At 53.5% G+C, this 18180-nt stretch carries 10 protein-coding genes; 8 read left to right on the forward strand and 2 right to left on the reverse strand.

Features of this window, described 5'->3' with window-relative positions:
- Positions 1–23 precede the first annotated feature (23 nt).
- From NSU14_RS04120 to NSU14_RS04130, 3 genes are all read left to right on the forward strand, one after another.
- A complete protein-coding gene (locus NSU14_RS04120; protein ID WP_039294521.1) occupies positions 24–782 on the forward strand; it encodes a tRNA threonylcarbamoyladenosine dehydratase in 759 nt (252 codons plus the stop codon).
- 234 nt (positions 783–1016) lie between these two features.
- Positions 1017–2318: an NCS2 family permease gene (locus NSU14_RS04125; protein WP_042139533.1), complete on the forward strand. Its 1302-nt coding sequence runs from the start codon at positions 1017–1019 to the stop codon at positions 2316–2318.
- Positions 2319–2499: 181 nt separating this feature from the next.
- Positions 2500–4701, forward strand: coding sequence for a HelD family protein (locus tag NSU14_RS04130; protein WP_340943050.1), 2202 nt, complete (start codon positions 2500–2502; stop codon positions 4699–4701).
- Positions 4702–5043: 342 nt separating this feature from the next.
- Here the strand turns inward: NSU14_RS04130 and NSU14_RS04135 are convergent, their stop codons facing one another.
- The gene (locus NSU14_RS04135) at positions 5044–7059 is read right to left on the reverse strand and encodes a methyl-accepting chemotaxis protein (RefSeq protein WP_042139531.1); all 2016 of its coding nucleotides are present in this window, start codon (positions 7057–7059) and stop codon (positions 5044–5046) included.
- Between the two features lie 602 nt (positions 7060–7661).
- On the opposite strand from NSU14_RS04135, the gene NSU14_RS04140 reads away from it, so the two are divergent.
- The 4 genes from NSU14_RS04140 (at position 7662) to NSU14_RS04155 (ending at position 15513) form a co-directional block, all read left to right on the forward strand.
- Positions 7662–7943, forward strand: coding sequence for a CD3324 family protein (locus tag NSU14_RS04140; RefSeq protein WP_039294537.1), 282 nt, complete (start codon positions 7662–7664; stop codon positions 7941–7943).
- Positions 7944–8130: 187 nt separating this feature from the next.
- Positions 8131–9441 (forward strand): replication-associated recombination protein A, encoded by a 1311-nt coding sequence (locus NSU14_RS04145; protein WP_171720885.1) that lies wholly within the window; start codon positions 8131–8133, stop codon positions 9439–9441.
- A gap of 453 nt (positions 9442–9894) precedes the next feature.
- On the forward strand, positions 9895–12585 hold the full coding sequence (locus NSU14_RS04150; RefSeq protein WP_340948881.1) for a glycoside hydrolase family 9 protein: 2691 nt from the start codon (positions 9895–9897) through the stop codon (positions 12583–12585).
- Positions 12586–12615: 30 nt separating this feature from the next.
- The gene (locus NSU14_RS04155) at positions 12616–15513 is read left to right on the forward strand and encodes a glycoside hydrolase family 48 protein (RefSeq protein ID WP_340948883.1); all 2898 of its coding nucleotides are present in this window, start codon (positions 12616–12618) and stop codon (positions 15511–15513) included.
- 157 nt (positions 15514–15670) lie between these two features.
- Here NSU14_RS04155 and mnmA read toward each other — a convergent pair whose 3' ends face one another.
- Entirely contained in the window at positions 15671–16792 is a 1122-nt protein-coding gene (gene mnmA / locus NSU14_RS04160) for a tRNA 2-thiouridine(34) synthase MnmA (protein WP_340943058.1), read from the reverse strand.
- Between the two features lie 319 nt (positions 16793–17111).
- Between mnmA and cymR the strand changes: the two genes are divergently transcribed.
- Positions 17112–17531, forward strand: a complete 420-nt coding sequence (gene cymR / locus NSU14_RS04165; RefSeq protein ID WP_039294546.1) for a cysteine metabolism transcriptional regulator CymR — start codon at positions 17112–17114, stop codon at positions 17529–17531.
- The last annotated feature ends 649 nt before the right edge of the window (positions 17532–18180 follow it).

Below are 18180 nucleotides of genomic sequence, written 5' to 3' on the forward strand. Positions count from 1 at the left end.
GCTTGCTAAAGGAGGCTGACATCATGCTGAATCAGTTCTCGCGTACGGAACTGGCGATCGGACCGGAAGGTCTCGAGATCATGAAGAACAGCACAGTGGCTGTGCTGGGGATTGGCGGAGTGGGCGCCATGGCTGTAGAGGCCCTCGCCCGTACCGGTATCGGACGCATCATCCTGATTGATAAGGATTCCGTCGATATTACCAATATCAACCGCCAGATCCATGCGCTGACGACGACCATCGGCCAGAACAAAACCGATCTGATGGTAGACCGCGTCAAGCTGATCAACCCGGATTGCGAAGCGATTGCCCTAAACATGTTCTATACCGAAGAGACCTATGAGGAGCTGTTCAAATACAAGCTGGATTATGTCATTGACGCTTCGGATACGATTATCTACAAAATTCATCTGATCAAGGAATGTCTGACCCGGAAGATCCCGATGATCTCCAGCATGGGAGCGGCGAATAAGATGGACCCGACCCGTTTCCAGGTGGCCGATATTTCCAAGACGAGTATGGACCCGATTGCGCGGGTGATCCGCACAAAGCTGCGCAAGGAAGGGATCAAGAAAGGCGTTAAGGTAGTATTTTCAACCGAAAAGCCTGTGAAGCCGCGTGAGGATGTCACCGAGCAGATTGTTCCCGCCAATGCGCCGGACCGGCGTAAGGCGAAGCAGCCTCCGGCCAGTACGTCCTTCGTGCCTCCGGTAGTTGGTCTGATTATGGTTAGTGTTACGGTACGTGATTTGCTGGAGACCGGCGGCATCACGTTTGAATGAGGGTTTGACAGGATTCAAGGGCGTGCAGCTGATTCCCCGCTGCATGCCCTTTTATTGCTGCCTGGAGCAGCATACCGGTGAGATGGCTGATTACAGACCAGACAAGCCGGGTAATAGCCAGCGGAACTTAACATCATAATATAAGAAAACTTAAGATGGAGCAGTGGGCTGCGGCATTATTGCAGCTTCTTGTATAACATTCTTAAGTTCACGTTCTCTAGTGGAGGTTTTTAGATGAAATCGAATTTTTGGCGGGATAGCGTGGGACTTGCGCCGGGCGACAACTGGAAACGGGAGTGGGCGGCAGGCATCCTATCGTATTTCGCTTCGGTATATATTGTTATGGTCAATGCAGCGATTCTGCATGATGCAGGAATGCCGCTGCGGGCGGGAATGGTGGCCACACTGCTGACAGCGATTACAGGCTGTCTGCTAATGGCTTTTGGCGGCAAAACGCCGATTATCGTCGTCCCGGGTATGGGCATCAATGCCTTTTTCACCTATACATTGGTGCATTCTATGAAGCTGGATTGGCGTGAGGCGCTTGCCGTTGTTGTGGTGACGGGTGTGCTGTTCGCCATTGTAGCGTTCACTTCGCTCTACCGCATACTGAGTGATGCCATACCCCATAATCTGCAGCATGCGATAACTGTCGGAATCGGTCTGTTTCTGACGTTTATCGGCCTGCAAAAAAGCGGGATTGTCATTGCCCATGCCACGACATTTGTCGCCATCGGGCATTTCAGCGATCCTGCCGTCATTACCTCGGTGGTGACGCTGCTGCTCGCCCTGGTCCTGTTCATCCGCGGCACGCGCGGCGGCCTGCTGATCAGCATGCTGGCGGGGACAGGCCTGGCCTACCTGCTGGGAGCGGCTCATGCGCCTGAGAATACCGAATCCGGACATGTGTTCAGCGGATATGGCGATGTGTTCGCCAGTATGCAATGGAGCGGCTTCATCAGCCTCGTCTTTTGGATTGCCGTATTCCTGCTGCTGCTGATCGTTGTCTTCGAGAACATCGGCCTGATCTCCTCCCAGACACTGATGATAGGCCGTCCGGAACGCTTCAAAAGCAGTCTGCGGGCGCTGTCCATAGCCAACATCGCAGCAGGTCTGTTCGGCAGCAGTCCCGTAGTAGCCGCTGCCGAATCTACAGCCGGCATCGCTGCCGGCGGACGCTCCGGCTTAACCTCACTCGTCACCGGTCTCTTGTTCGGGGCGACGTTCCTGTTCATTCCGCTGCTGGCTTATGTGCCGGACAGCGCAATTGCGCCGATTCTGATCGTGATCGGCGGACTGATGGTCCAGAGTGTGCGCGAGATGGATCTCAGCGACATGACGGAGCTGTTCCCCGCGTTTCTGATTATGGTGATGATTCCATTCACCTACAGCATCGTGGACGGGATGGCGTTTGGGTTCATCACTTACCCGGTTGTGAAGCTGGCTACAGGCAAAGGCAAGGATGTCCCGCCGGCGCTGTACGGCATTGCCGGGCTGTTCGTAGCGAACTTTGTGCTCCATGCGCTGATGGGCTAAATGCGCCTCATATAGGGCAGGTGAGCCGTTCTATACGGCAGTTTGAAATATATGGCTTTCCCTGTCCTCTTGTGATATGATGTACTGCTCACATCACTTAAGGTGCATGCTTCCGGAGCGAGTTTTGCTCGGAGAGATTCAGGAAGCTAATGCCCGCATAACTTTTAGGAGGTAACTGAAATTGGAAGACAACTTTCAAAGTGCCTATCAAGAGGAAGAAGACAGGCTGAACCATGCGCTTATAGAGATTGACTCTACCCTTGAGCGGTTGCGCAGCACTCCGGTGTACACGGGACACGAGTATACGGAGCAAGTGCTGGAGGACTCCAGGGAACAGAAGCGCAAAGATCTTGCCAAGCTTAGGCAGGAGCCTTATTTCGGACGGCTTGATTTTCAGGGCAATGACGAGGAAGAACGCAAGGCACTTTATATTGGTAAAATCGGCGTAGACCGTGAGCAGGTAAGCGACCGTCCGCTGGTCATTGACTGGCGGGCACCGGTGGCAAGCCTGTTCTATTCGTTTACAGGAGGGACAGAAGCGGCCTCCTATGAAGCACCGGAAGGGCTGATTGAAGGGCTCGTCTACCTCAAACGCAACGTGGTCATCCGCAAGCAGATTCTGGAGCGGGTTGCGGATACGTATAACCGCGACAGTGATGCGCCGGCGGTGTCGGATGAATTCCTGGTGTACCGGCTCGGTGAGAACAAGGACAACCGGCTGCGTGATATCGTCTCGACGATACAGGAGGAGCAGGACAAGATTATCCGGGCAGCGAAGAACACGGCGCTGATTATTCAAGGGGTGGCGGGAAGCGGTAAAACCACCGTCGCGCTGCACCGGCTGGCTTTTTTATTGTATCAATACAAGGATCAGGTCTCGGCGGAGAAAATGATTATTTTCGCTCCGAACCGGATGTTCCTGGATTATATTTCAGATGTGCTGCCGGAGCTCGGCGTCGGCAATATTGCCCAGAGCACCTTCCCGGACTGGGCGGTGGGTGTGCTGGGCGTAACTTTGCCGGAGCAGGACGCTTCGGAAACGATGAACCGCTGGTTCGAAACAGCAGGAGCGATGCCTGTCATTACAGAAGAGACCCCGGGACGCTTCAAAGGCTCCACGGTGCTGATGAGTGTCATTGAATCCAGCATTAAGCTGCTGGAGACCAGCGCCGTGCCTGAAGGGGATTTCAGCCCGTGGGACGGGGCTGTGCTGCGCCGCTCGATGATTCTGCGCTGGCATAATGAGGAATATGCTCCGTATCCGCCGGCCAAACGCAAGGAACGCGTGATGGCGCGGATTCACCGCTGGATCGAGATGGAGCTGAAGAAGAGCCCGTCGGCCGCTGCGCTGAAGGACCGCAAGAAAAAAGGCGCAGCCCGCGAGAAGGCGTACAGCGCCAAGTGGCCGAAATATGAACCGCTGGCCATCTACAAGCAGATATTCCGCGCGGCGAAGACTCCGGAGGACTGGCCGGCTGAGGCGCCGGAAGAAATTCCGCAGGCTGTACTGAAGGAAACGGTGAAAGAGCTGAAGAAAGGTATTCTGCGCGAAGAGGATCTTCCGCCGCTGCTCTATATTCATTATCTTTTGAACGGCAATGAGGGAACCGAACGCTTCGACCATATCGTCATTGATGAAGCGCAGGACTTCTCCCCGTTCCAGATCGCCGTGCTGGATCTGTACGTGAAGGGACACTCCTTCACCATTCTGGGTGACTTATCCCAGGGGATTCATGCCTACAAAGGGGTACATGAGTGGAATGAGATGCAGTCGCTGTTTGCCGGGGAGTATACAGCGTATCACGCGCTTACCCGCAGCTACCGTTCAACGATGGAGATTATTGAATTCGCCAACGGTATTCTGTCCGCCGGCGTCGGCAGCGCGCTGCTGGCCGTGCCGGTCTTCCGCAGCGGTAATCCTGTACGGCTGATTTCCTATGAGGATGCGCAGCCGGAACCGGCTACAGGCGGCAGCCAGCGGCTCAGCGCTGTCAGAAGCGCCCTGTCGTCGCTCTCCGGGCGCGAATACCGCACAGTGGCTGTATTGACCCGCAGCCTGCGTGAAGCCGCTGAGCTGTACGCTGAGCTTGCCGGACAGTTCGAGGATATTCATCTCATTGACGGCAGCATCACCGAATACCGCGGCGGCTTGTCCGTACTGCCCGTATATTTGTCCAAGGGACTGGAGTTCGATGCCGTCATCCTGGCGGATGCGGACAGTGCGCACTACGGAGGAGCAGCCTGGGATGCCAAGCTGATGTATGTAGGCTGTACACGTGCCCTGCATGAGCTGTGGCTATTGCATGACGGCGGTCTTCCGCATTACGTACAGCTGCTTGGAGACGAAACAGTCTCCGGCTGGCCGGTACCCGAAGGGAATTAAGGTTTACATTATCTTGGGCAAGGGCAGCCCTGTTTTGGAATGGGATAGAGGGTTGCGCCTGGTGAGAACACTCCGCAAACGGAACGTTGTTCCAATCGCTGCCCAATTTTTAAAATTTCCTTAGCGGTGAAAATCCGGACACAAGGCGACCGCTAACGCTTTTCCGCGGGCCGTCCGGTCCGATCCGCTATTTAAGCGGGAAACGTATATGCAATCTTAAAAAAACGCAAAAAAGAAACCTCTCTTTGGTGAAATGTATTAACCATTTCAAAAGAGAGGTTTTTTTTTCGTGCTGAATGAGCAAATGAGGGGCATTAGTGCCCCTCATTACGCCGGAAGTTCTTAAGCCTTGCCCTTCGGCTCAAAGTGGAACCGTTCCACCTGTCCCTGCATATCCGAAGCCATGGCGGAGAGCGCAGCGGAGGATGAAGTGATCTCCTCCATGGAAGCAAGCTGCTCTTCTGTCGCCGCTGTTACACTCTGGAAGGATTCCAGCGCGGCCTGGGCGATCTTGGCCATCTCCTGAACAGACGCTGCTACTTCTGCGCTGCTGGCTGACATTTGCTCGGTAATCGCGGATACTTCATGAATTTGCTCGCCTACATGCCGGGTGGACTGCTCGATCTGGTGGAAGGCCTCGCTGGCTTCCTGTGTAAGCGCCATTCCCTGCTCCACATCTCCAACCACTTTATGCCGCATCACATCATAGGCGCTGGCAATCAGGTCCACCATCTCAGAGATGGTCTCCTGGATTTGTCCTGCACTGACATTGGAAGCTTCGGACAGCTTGCGCACTTCACCGGCGACTACAGCGAAGCCTCTGCCATGTTCTCCGGCCCGTGCAGCCTCAATGCCGGCATTCAGCGACAAGAGATTGGTCTGCTTGGCAATGGCAGAGATGGCCGTACTGGTGTCCGCCACCTTGGCACTTAATCCGTTAAGCTCAGCAATCAGCGTGCCGGACTGATGTACGGATTCGCGGATCGTCTTCATCTGTTCTCCGACATGCTGCATCTTGGCGCTGCCGGTGGAGACATCCTGTTCCGTCTGTACTGCGGCGCCCACTATCATCTCTGAGGCGGAGGCGATTTTTTGAATGCCGGTTGACATTTCATCCATCGTTATAGCCACTTCGGCGGAAGCATAAGCCTGGGTTTCCACACCACGGGTGGATTCCTCGACCAGCTCAGTCACATATTCGACCGCTTTGCTGTTCTCGCCGGTGCTGGCTGTCAGCTGTTCACTGGCTGCCGCCAGGTGGCCTGACGTTTCAGCGACCTCCTGAACCATTTTGCGCAGGGAAGACACCATCGCATTATAATTGCCGGCAAGCTGACCGATCTCATCCTTGCGGTTCGTTTCCACGGACTCATCCAGATAACCCTCGCTTACCCGTTTGGCCGAACGGTTCAAGCGTTCCACAGCGCCGGTAATGCGGCGGATGATAAGGAAGGTTACGATCGAAGCAAGCAGCAGGGAGACGACAAGCACGATACCTGACTTGTACAGAATCGGGTATACAGCCTTGGTGTATTCATTCTCCGGCAGCACACCGGCCATTTTGAATCCGGTCAGCTCGTTCGTAATGTAGAAGCCGTCCATTTGTGTATTGGCTGTATCGTCCTTGTAAGAGATTTTGCCTGCCGGGCCTTTACCCATTTCAGCCAGCATCTGGCTTGTTGCATCAGAAGCCACCTCCATGGTAGGGTGATAGATCACCTTGTTATTGCCGTCTAGAATATATACATAACCGCTGTCGCCCAGACTGACATTTTTGGTCAGCTCCATAAGCTCGTTCATGCTGATGCTGATGGTAACGGCACCCTTGCCGTCCGGAAAAGCCCTGGAAACCGGCAGAATGTAGCTGTTCGTCACTTTGGAGAAAATAGGATCAATAACCGATGTGGTCTCCGGTGACTTTAGAGCGTCTATGTACCAGTCCCGGATGCGGGGATCATAATCCTGCTGCTCTGAATCCGGAGCGAACATGTACTTACCTTCATCGTTGCCCAGAGCTACGATATCCACTTCAGGATGCTCCAGCTTGAATTTGTCGATCAGGCTGCGTACTTTTGCAGTATCGCTGGTGAGATCGGCGGCACTAATCTGGTAAGCAAGCTCATTCACACCTGCGCTCTCCAGCTGGATTAATTGCGAAAGGGTTTTATCGAGAATATGAATGCTTGAGTTTGTGGTCTCTTCCATCTTGGAGCGCAGTGCCGACTCTGAGGTTTCTGTGGATATGACAACCAGGGCAAGGGAGGGGAGCACAATGGCTATGATGATTAGCAGCATGAGTTCCGTTCTGAGCTTGGTGATGTGAAATACACGCTTTAAAGGATTCCGTGGGGTTGTCATAGAAGGTTCCTCCTGAATTTCTGAATGGATGGGGTTAAATTAATTTCCATATCTCGAAGTAAATAGATAATTTAATATATATTTCGACACTAATCGACTAAAAAATTAGTTTTTCGTCAAAATTTTTTTGGCTAAAATTACCGCTATGCCTTCCTCCTGAAAGTTATGATTAACGTGAGCTCAAGGTGGAGAACGATTATAACTATTCTTGAACTTGTAACCCGCGGATACCTGTGGCTTAATAATAAGTGTCCGGCCGGGCAAGATTACTTCTGGAAGGAGGCTGATGGCAATGTTTTCAGAATACGAGGTGGTTTCCGTCTAAGACGGAAGCCTGTTTAAGGGGAGGCCGCGAGGCCTCCTTATGTATAGATAGCGGCTATATATTTCAGGCTTAGCTAAAATATATAGAAGTACACTGACAAACCACTGATAGATTACTGATAAACAATGAATGTAGACGCTAACCGCAGGGTTTAATATAATGAATTTAGGTTATTTACCAAATTTGAGGAGAAGAAAGGAGGCAGGTGGCATGATTATCAAGAACAGCGCAGTGATCGGACTTAACGGAACACACCTGTTGAAGGAGGAACCAGAACGTGAGTTACGTAAATGGAAAGGATGTGCTCCCCCCGGGATTGCTCGAAGAGCTACAGGGCTACATCCAGGGTGAATTGCTATACATCCCGAAGAAGACGGAAGAGCGGGTACGATGGGGCGAGAACAGCGGCTCCCGGCAAGAAATTGCGAACCGCAATGAAGAGATCTTCTGTAGTCACAGCAGTGGCTGCTCGGTGAACGAGCTGCAGAAGAGATATCATTTATCCGAAGAAAGCATCCGCAAAATCATTTCAAAAATGCGGCTGGCACTGAACAGCTAGCCTGAATATTTGAAACAGCCCCACAACATATAAGTTCTAAGAATAGAACAAAGAGCATGCTCCCGCCGGTGATGGCGAGGTCATGCTCTTTTTAATGAAAGCTGCGGGTATGGTATGATAGAAGGCAGCCAGTTATTTCTATCGAAGAAATAGCGAAATACCAGATTACTAGCAAGGAAGTGGAGTTATGGATTTATTCTCGCTGGGTGAGGATAACGGGAACGGGAGCGGACGGCTGCTTGCAGACCGGATGCGGCCCGTGAATCTCGATGAATATATTGGACAGGAGCATATTGTAGGCCGCGGCAAGCTGCTGCGCAGAGCCATAGAGGCCGATCAGGTGTCTTCCATCTTGCTGTACGGGCCTCCGGGCTGCGGCAAAACAACCTTGGCTCATATCATATCGCATCATACCCAAGGTGAATTTGTCCGGTTGAACGCGGTGGAAGCCTCGGTGAAGGATGTCCGCGAGGTTATTGAACGCGCCCAGAGCAACAAGGCGCTGTACGGCTCGAAGACCATTCTGTTTCTGGACGAGGTCCACCGCTTCAACAGCTCCCGCCAGGATGCGCTGCTGCCGGCAGTGGAGAAGGGGACGATTACCTTCATCGGCGCCACGACGGAGAATCCGTTCCATTATGTGAACGGGGCGCTTATGAGCCGCTCCACGCTGTTCCAGCTGGAGTCCCTGACCAGTGAGCATAGCCTGATTGCCATGAAGCGGGCGCTCGCCGATGAGCAGCGGGGCCTGGGGTTCATGGATCTGAAGGCGGATGAGGACGCGCTGCAGCATATCGCCACGATGGCTAACGGCGATATCCGCCGCGCCTTGAACGCGCTGGAGCTGGCGGCGATGACCACTGCCCCGGAGAGTGACGGCAGCGTGCATATCACGCTGGAGGTGGCGGAGGAGTCCATCCGCCGGCCGATTGTCAAAGCGGACGAGTCTACGCAGTATGATGTGCTGTCCGCTTTTCACAAAAGCATCCGCGGCTCCAGCGACGCCGCCCTGTTCTGGTTCCTCTACGCCGTGGAGAAGCTCGGCATGGACCCGATGACCTTCATCCGCCGTCTGATCGCCGCGAGCAGCGAGGATATCGGCCTGGCTAACCCGCAGGCGATGGTTCAGGCTGTCAGTGCGCTGGATGCCTACCGCAACAACGGCTGGCCGGAGGCGAAGCTGAATATCGCACAGGCAATCCTGTTTGCGGTGGAGAGCCCGAAATCAAACGGCGTGGTAATGGCAATCGCGAACGTTATGGATAGCCTGGAGGATCTGAAGTCGGCTGAGGTGCCGCTGCATTTGCGGGATACGCATTATAAAGGCGCAGCCCAGCTGGGGCATGAGGGATACCAGTATCCCCATAATTTCCCCGGCCATTATGTGAAGCAGGACTATCTTCCGAAGGCGATCTCCCGGAGAGTGTTCTATCAGGCGACCGAGCAGGGCAACGAGGCGAAGATCCGCCATAACCAGCAGCTGCGGCGCGGGCAATAGCGCTCCACTCAGATGCATGGGAAGACCAATAAAGGAAGAGAAGTAAAGTGAGACCACCGCATGCACTCAACTGCGGTGGTCTTTTGCTTGCGTATCGGCGTGCACCTGAAGCGCGTTAGGCATTTTTTTCGGTTGATGAAACGGCAAATATGATAAAAATGGAAATTTTTTGACAAAACGAGTCTGTTTTCGGTGGATATAATTGTAAATATATAGAATTAAATTACTTTATGTGGTATATGTGTAGATAGGGAGATTATTTCCTTAATTTGTAAGTGGGGGTGGAGGATGGAGTGTACTGAATAGAATGTCTTATGAAATGTCTTCAATGGACGCTGGGGAGGTATCTGCGCGTGAGTCACCCGATCGGGCTGAAACGTAAGAATCGAAGGGAGATGAGTTAAGGTGAAGCAAACGAGACGGAAGACAGGCTGTATCGCAGCACTGAGCTTAATGCTAACCTGCACTATTGCTTCAGGGACTGTTATTCATCCGCAAGTCAGCAAAGCTGCAACCGCAGGGATTAATTATGCAGAGGCACTGCAGAAATCTATCTATTTCTATGAGACACAGCGGTCGGGTGATCTGCCGGCGAACAATCGTGTGGAATGGCGGGGCGATTCGGGGCTGCAGGACGGTGCGGATGTCGGCCACGATCTGACGGGAGGCTGGTATGACGCAGGGGATCATGTTAAATTCGGATTTCCTATGGCGTACACCTCCACCATGCTGGCATGGTCGGTCTATGAATACAAGGATGGATACGTGCAATCGGGGCAGCTGGATGAGATTCTGGACAATATCCGCTGGGCAACAGACTATTTTGTGAAAGCGCATACGGCTCCTAATGAGCTGTGGGGACAGGTCGGCAACGGCACGGCGGATCATAACTGGTGGGGACCGGCGGAGGTCATGCAAATGGCACGTCCATCCTACAAGATTGATGCTGCGCATCCCGGCTCTGATCTGGCAGCGGAGACCGCTGCTGCGCTTGCCTCAGCTTCCATTATTTTCAGGGATTCGGATGCCGCTTATGCGGACAAGCTGCTGCTGCATGCCAAGCAATTATACAATTTTGCCGATACGTACCGCGGGGCTTACTCCGATACAATCACTGATGCCAAGCAGTATTACAATTCGTGGAGCAGCTATGCCGATGAATTAAGCTGGGGTGGTGTCTGGCTGTACTTAGCGACCGGCGAGCAGACCTATCTGGATAAGGCTACTGCCGCCAGCAATCTGTGGGGCACGAACCAAGCCGGAGATTGGGGTTATCAATGGACCCAATCCTGGGATGACAAGCACTACGGTGCACAACTCCTGCTGTCCCGCATTACGGGTGATCCCAAATTCATTCAATCCACTGAACGGAATATGCAGTTTTGGACCACCGGAGTGAACGGTACCTCTGACCGGGTAGCTTATACTCCCGGGGGGCTGGCCCATCTGGACCAATGGGGGGCGCTGCGGTATGCGGCCAACCAGGCATTCATGGCCTTTGTCTATGCGGACTGGGTTTCAGATCCGGTGAAGAAGAACACCGCCCAGACCTTTGCGGAGCGGCAGATTACCTATATGCTGGGCGATAATCCGCGCAATAGCAGCTATGTGATTGGCTTCGGCGCAAATTCGCCCCAGCATCCCCATCACCGCACCTCACACGGCTCTTGGAGCGACAGCCAGACGACTCCTGCGAACCACCGGCATGTGCTGTACGGCGCACTGGTCGGAGGACCTTCCAAGACAGACAGCTACACCGATACAATCAGCGATTATGTCTCCAATGAGGTTGCAACCGATTACAATTCAGCCTTTACCGGCGCTTTGGCCAAAATGATGCTGCTCCACGGGCAGGGCCAGCAGCCGCTTGTGAATTTCCCGCCGGCCGAAACGCGTGAGGATGAAATGTTCACCGAGACCTCTGTGAACGCCAGCGGCAGCAATTTTGTGGAAATCCGTGCGCTGCTCAATAACCGCTCCGGGTGGCCTGCCCGCTCCAGCAGTCAAATGTCCTTCAACTACTATATGGACATAAGTGAGGCTGTGGCTGCAGGGTATGGACCAGCAGATATCACCGTCAAGGCGGGAGGCTACAATCAGGGGGCAACCGTCTCGCAGCTGCTGCCTTATGATGAAGCGAATCATATCTACTACACCAAAGTAGATTTCTCCGGCACACCGATTTATCCGGGCGGACAATCCGCTTACCGCAAGGAGGTCCAGTTCCGGATTGCCGGGCCGCTGAACACCACCTTCTGGGACAACAGTAATGACTTCTCGTTCAAGGGAGTGGCTCCAGGTGCTTCCTCGGCGACGAAGAATCCGTATATTCCGGTATTTGATGCGGGTGTCAAGGTGTACGGGGAGCTGCCTCCCGGCGGCGGAACCCCCGGTGAACCCCAGGTTCCGGGCCGTCCGTCCGGCCTGCAGGCGGTACCCGGCAATGCCAGCGTGGCCTTGAGCTGGAATGCGGTCAGCGGTGCTTCCCAGTATACGGTCAAGCGCTCTCTGGTGAGCGGCGGACCGTACACGGTGATTGGCACGGCAAACGGAGCCGTCTACAGCGACAGCGGGCTGACGAACGGAGTGGACTACTATTACGTGGTGACCGCATCGAACAGTGTGGGGGAGAGTACGGCGTCTGCACAGGCTACGGCCCGGCCGCGCGAGACCACCCCGCCGGTTACTGGAGCTTTGCGTGTACAGTACCGCACCAATGACACAAGTCCCGGCGATTCGCAGATCCGCAGCCAGTTCCGGATTGTCAACACAGGGACCGAGACCATTGCACTCAGTGGTCTGAAGCTGCGCTATTATTACACCGTGGACGGGGACAAGCCGCAGGAATTTCACTGTGACTACGCTGTTGTCGGCAGCGGCAACATGAGCGGAAGCTTTGTGAAGCTGGACGCGCCGGTATCCCTGGCGGATTCTTATGTGGAGATTTCCTTTGCCGCAGGGGCAGGAAGCCTGGCTCCGGGGGCGGATAGCGGGGAGATTCAGGTGCGGTTCAACAAGACCGACTGGACGGCCTACAATGAGAGCAATGACTATTCCTATGGAGGAACCCAGCAGACCTTCGCGGATTGGGAGAAAGCTACACTTTACCGTGCAGGAACGCTTGTGTGGGGCTTGGAACCATAAATCATTCCAGAGAGGAAGTATGCCGAAATGATGAAGCTGAGTTCAATCAAGAAACCATTCTCCATAGTAATGGCTGCCATCCTGATCATTTCTCTTACAAGCGGTATCTTTAATTTCAGACCCGGGACAGCCAAGGCTGCATCGGTAGAAAAGACAAGATTTCTGCAATTATATGCCCAGCTGAAAGACCCGGCGAGCGGCTATTTCTCGGCGGAAGGCATTCCTTATCACGCGGTGGAGACCCTGCTTAGCGAGGCGCCCAACTACGGGCATATGACCACCTCCGAGGCCTACAGCTACTGGATGTGGCTTGAAGTGCTGTATGGCTATAATACCGGAGACTGGAGCAAGCTCGAAGCCGCCTGGGACAATATGGAGAAATACATCATCCCGGTTAATGAAGGCGACGGCGTGCAGGAGCAGCCGACGATGAGCAATTACAACCCGAACAGTCCGGCAACCTACGCCTCGGAGCTTGCCCAGCCGGACCTGTATCCAAGTGCGCTGAACGGCAAATATACGCCGGGCAAGGACCCGCTGGATGGAGAGCTGAAGTCGACCTACGGCAATAACCAGACCTATCTGATGCACTGGCTGGTGGATGTGGACAACTGGTACGGCTTCGGCAATCTGCTGAATCCTGCGCATACCGCTGCTTATGTGAATACCTTCCAGCGCGGAGTGCAGGAATCCGTCTGGGAAGCGGTAGCGCATCCTTCACAGGATGACAAATCGTTCGGCAAGACGAATGAAGGCTTCATGAGCCTGTTCACCAAGGAAAATAGCGTACCTTCCGCACAATGGCGTTATACGAATGCTACAGACGCGGATGCGCGCGCTGTGCAAGCGATGTACTGGGCCAAGGACCTTGGATACACCAATACGGTCTATCTGAACAAAGCCAAGAAAATGGGCGACTTCCTGCGTTACGGCATGTACGATAAGTACTTCCAGAAAGTCGGCAGCGCTGCTGACGGCACACCTGAAGCGGGAACCGGCAAGGATTCCAGCCAGTATCTGCTGGCCTGGTATACTGCCTGGGGCGGGGGCCTTGGAACAACCGGCAACTGGGCCTGGAGAATTGGCGCGAGCCATGCGCACCAGGGTTATCAGAATGTGGTTGCAGCCTATGCACTGTCCACTGCAGACGGCGGCCTGATTCCGGCTTCGGCAACGGCCGGAGAGGATTGGGGCAAATCGCTGACCCGCCAGCTGGAATTCTACAACTGGCTGCAATCCTCTGAAGGGGCTATTGCAGGCGGTGCCACGAACAGTTATGGCGGTTCATACAGCGCTTATCCCGCCGGAACAAGCACCTTCTATGGCATGGCCTATGACGAGGCTCCAGTCTACCATGACCCGCCATCCAACAATTGGTTCGGGATGCAGGCCTGGAGTGTTGAACGGGTAGCCGAGCTGTATTACATTCTGGCTTCCAGCGGGGATACCACCTCGGCCAATTTCAAAATGGCCAAACGGGTGATTGAGAACTGGATTGACTGGTCTACAGATTATGCCTTTGCGGGCAGCCGTCCGGTAACGGATGCCGCCGGCTATTATCTGGACCTGCAGGGAAACCGGATTCTGGGCGGAGATGATCCGCAGATTGCCACCGTGTCCGCACCCGGCGAGTTCTGGATTCCGGGCAATGTGGAGTGGCAGGGCCAGCCGGATACATGGGGCGGCTTCAACTCTTTTAGCGGCAACAGCGGCCTCAAGGCAGTGACCAAAGATCCCGGACAGGATACCGGCGTGCTGGGCAGCTATATTAAAGCGCTTACGTTCTTTGCCGCAGGAAGCAAAGCGGAACACGGCAGTTATACTGCGCTCGGCGGAACCGCTTCACAATTGGCCAAGTCCCTGCTGGATACAGCCTGGGGCTACAATGATGGACTGGGAATTACGACGCTTGAGAAGCGTGCGGATTATTTCCGGTTCTTCACCAAAGAGGTATATTTCCCTGCGGGCTGGACGGGTACCTTCGGCCAAGGAAACACTATACCGGGCAGCGCGACAGTACCTTCTGATCCGGCCAAGGGCGGAAACGGAGTCTATGCGAGCTATACCGATGTGCTTCCTGAGATCAAAAATGATCCCAAGTGGAGTTACCTGGAAGGCAAGTACAACAGCTCGTACAACAAAACAACCAAGACATGGGACAATGGCGCACCTGAGTTCACCTATCACCGCTTCTGGTCACAGGTGGACATCGCTACAGCCTATGCGGAATACGACCGGCTAATCAATAACGGCAGCGGTCCAATACCGACAGCTACACCGACCACAACGCCAACGGCCACGCCGACGGTCACTCCAACAGCTACACCAACGGCCACACCGACAGTAGCGCCAACGGCCACACCAACGGCCACACCGACAGTAGCGCCAACGGCCACACCAACGGCCACACCAACAGCTACGCCGACGCCAACGGCTACACCAACGGTCACGCCAACGGCTACGCCTGCTGCGGCGAACCTGGTGGTTCAATACCGTACAACGGATACGAACGCCACAGATTCGCAGTTCCGTCCGCAGCTGCGGATTGTCAACAACGGGACGACAGCGGTGGACCTCAGTAAGGTCAAGCTCCGTTACTATTACACGATTGACGGAGAGAAACCTCAGCAGTTCAATGTCGATTATGCAACACTCGGCGGCAGCAATGTGCTGGGCAGCTTCGTGAAGCTTGATCCTGCGGTTGCAGGAGCGGATTATTATGTGGAGATTTCCTTCAGCGCCGGTGCCGGCAGTCTGGCACCCGGGGCGAACACCGGGGAAATTCAGCTGCGCATCAACAAAACCGATTGGAGCAATTACAATAAGGCCGATGATTATTCCTATGATTCAACCAAAACGGCTTATACAGACTGGAACCGGGTACCACTGTACTTGAATGGTGTACGGGTATGGGGGGTTCAGCCGTAATAAAGCGGACATTCTGTTGCCGGGAATCCGGCCGGAGTCTGCTGGTCTGAGCATTATCCCGTACAATAACGAATAAAAGAACCTTCAGCTCCACGATCCGGTGGTGTTGAAGGTTCTTTTGTATGCATTAGGGGCTCGTCTCAGGCAGGTGATGCAGTTACACCTGCGGCAGGGGCACAACCTTCTCGGCAGTCTCAATGGTTCCGCCGCCGAGACATGTTTCACCAAGGTAGAACACCACAGCCTGTCCCGGCGTGATCGCCTTCTGCTGAACATCAAAAGCAACATGCACGGTTCCATCTGCCTGCTTCGTCAGCGTAACGCCCTGATCCGGCTGGCGGTAACGGAACTTGGCGGTACACTTCAGCGGCGTATCGCCCAGTGTAGCTGCATCGATCCAGTTCACGCCTGAAGCCGTGAGGCTGGTGGAGTACAGGCTGACATGCTTCTCGCCCTGTACAACATACAGGGTATTGCTTGCCAGATCCTTCTCGGCCACGAACCACGGTTCACCTGTGCCGGAGCCGCCGATGCCAAGACCCTGGCGCTGGCCCAGCGTGTAATACATGAGGCCGTCGTGACGGCCTTTGACTTCACCGGTGGCGGTATCGACCATATTGCCCGACTGCGCCGGCAGGTATTGGCTCAGGAATTCACGGAAATTACGTTCTCCGATGAAGCAGACGCCGGTGCTGTCTTTTTTCTTGGCGGTGTAGAGTCCGGCTTCCTCGGCAATTCTCCGCACCTCCGGCTTCGGCAGATGCCCGATCGGGAACATGGCCTTGGAGAGCTGGTACTGGTTCAGTGCATTCAGGAAATAAGTCTGGTCTTTGTTGTTGTCCACGCCGCGCAGCAGCTTGAACATGCCATCCTCTTCCACTACCCGGGCGTAATGTCCGGTAGCCACGTAATCTGCGCCAAGCTGCAGCGCTTTGTTCAGGAATTCCCCGAACTTGATCTCGCGGTTGCACATCACATCCGGATTCGGTGTCCGGCCAGCCTTATATTCTTCGAGGAAATAGGAAAAGACTTTATCAAAGTATTCCTTCTCGAAATTAACGGTATAGTAAGGAATATCGATCTGCTCGCACACGCGGCGCACATCCTCGGCATCGGTCTCCGCCGTACATACGCCGAACTCGTCGGTATCATCCCAATTCTTCATGAAGATGCCGATGACGTCATAACCCTGCTGCTTCAGCAGAAGCGCTGTAACAGAGGAATCGACCCCACCCGACATACCGACGACGACACGGATATCCTGGTTAGCTTTTGTCATCGTGATCACCATTTTCTATGCACAAAATACCGGCGTTCTGACTGAACACCCGGCTCATTGTGTATTATAACATACCTGTCTACCCCAAACAGGACAAGGCTGGTATAAATTCCTGCGAAAAAGAGTCCAAAATTGACAATTTGTCCACCACTGGTGAACAAAATCGCGAATTATTCCCGTTGGGTGTTCCAAATGTGTCCAAAGATATGATAACATAAGCTGAGAGCAAACATCGGAATACGTTGATATGACATATCTCATGTCTAACCAGCGAAACAGGAACCACAGAACCAGCAACTAAACCGAAAGAGGTGCCCCTTTGAAAATATCAACCAAAGGACGTTACGGATTAACCATTATGATGGAGCTTGCCCTCAGATTTGGTGAAGGGCCAACATCACTTAAGAGCATTGCCGAGAAAAACGGACTTTCCGAGCATTATCTGGAGCAACTGATCGCCCCGCTGCGTAATGCCGGACTTGTAAAAAGTATCCGCGGCGCATACGGCGGGTATATTCTGTCCCGCGAGACCAGCACCATTACTGCCGGAGATATCATCCGCGTACTGGAAGGCCCGATTTCTCCTGTGGACTTCACAGAAGAGGATGACCCGGCCAAGCGCGACCTCTGGCTGCGTATCCGCGACAGCATTGCCGATGTGCTGGACTCCACCACATTATCCGATCTGATCAACTTCAAGGAAGAGAGCCACGCGGATAATTATATGTTCTATATCTAAGGTAATTAGGACACAAAGCCCCTTCGAGTCGTCCGCGACTTTGAAGGGGCTTTGTTGTGTTGCTGGATATACATCTCTTTAGAGATAAATGTTGTACGTTTTGCAACTTTGATTCATAGATAGCGAGGTATTTGGGAGGATTGTTGTATGAAATACAAGAATAATCCTGCTAAGCCGCTTGGGTGAGGTGAAATCCTGCATTTTATACAACAATGTTGGATTTGGGCCGATAGGATGAGGGGAAATGTTGTATTATGTGCAGGATTCTATAAAAAACCCCCTGATCTCTGCCACAGATATCGCTGGATCAAGGAATTCTTGCGTCAACATCAGCCGCCTCGCAGTCCGGATGCTTTTATCCCGATTTTCCAATAAATTCCGTAGCATCTTTACGCATAACGCCGCAAACAAAAAAAGGAGACTTTATAAGCCTGCCTTTTGGATGAGCCTAAGGCTCACATTATTCCTCATAAGATTTATCCCCACTGTTATCTCTCCCTTAACCCATCCCCACCATATCCGGTTCTAATAATTATCTGCAATGCATAAGCTACTCTTACCAAACAAGAACGCCTGTTCTATTTTACCATTGCTTAAAAAACTTAATCCTGGTTATAATACAAACAAATGTTCTTATTATACCGGAGGC

This window comes from Paenibacillus sp. FSL R10-2771 (genome assembly GCF_038000205.1).
Classification (GTDB): Bacteria; Bacillota; Bacilli; order Paenibacillales; family Paenibacillaceae; genus Paenibacillus_AQ; species Paenibacillus_AQ phytohabitans.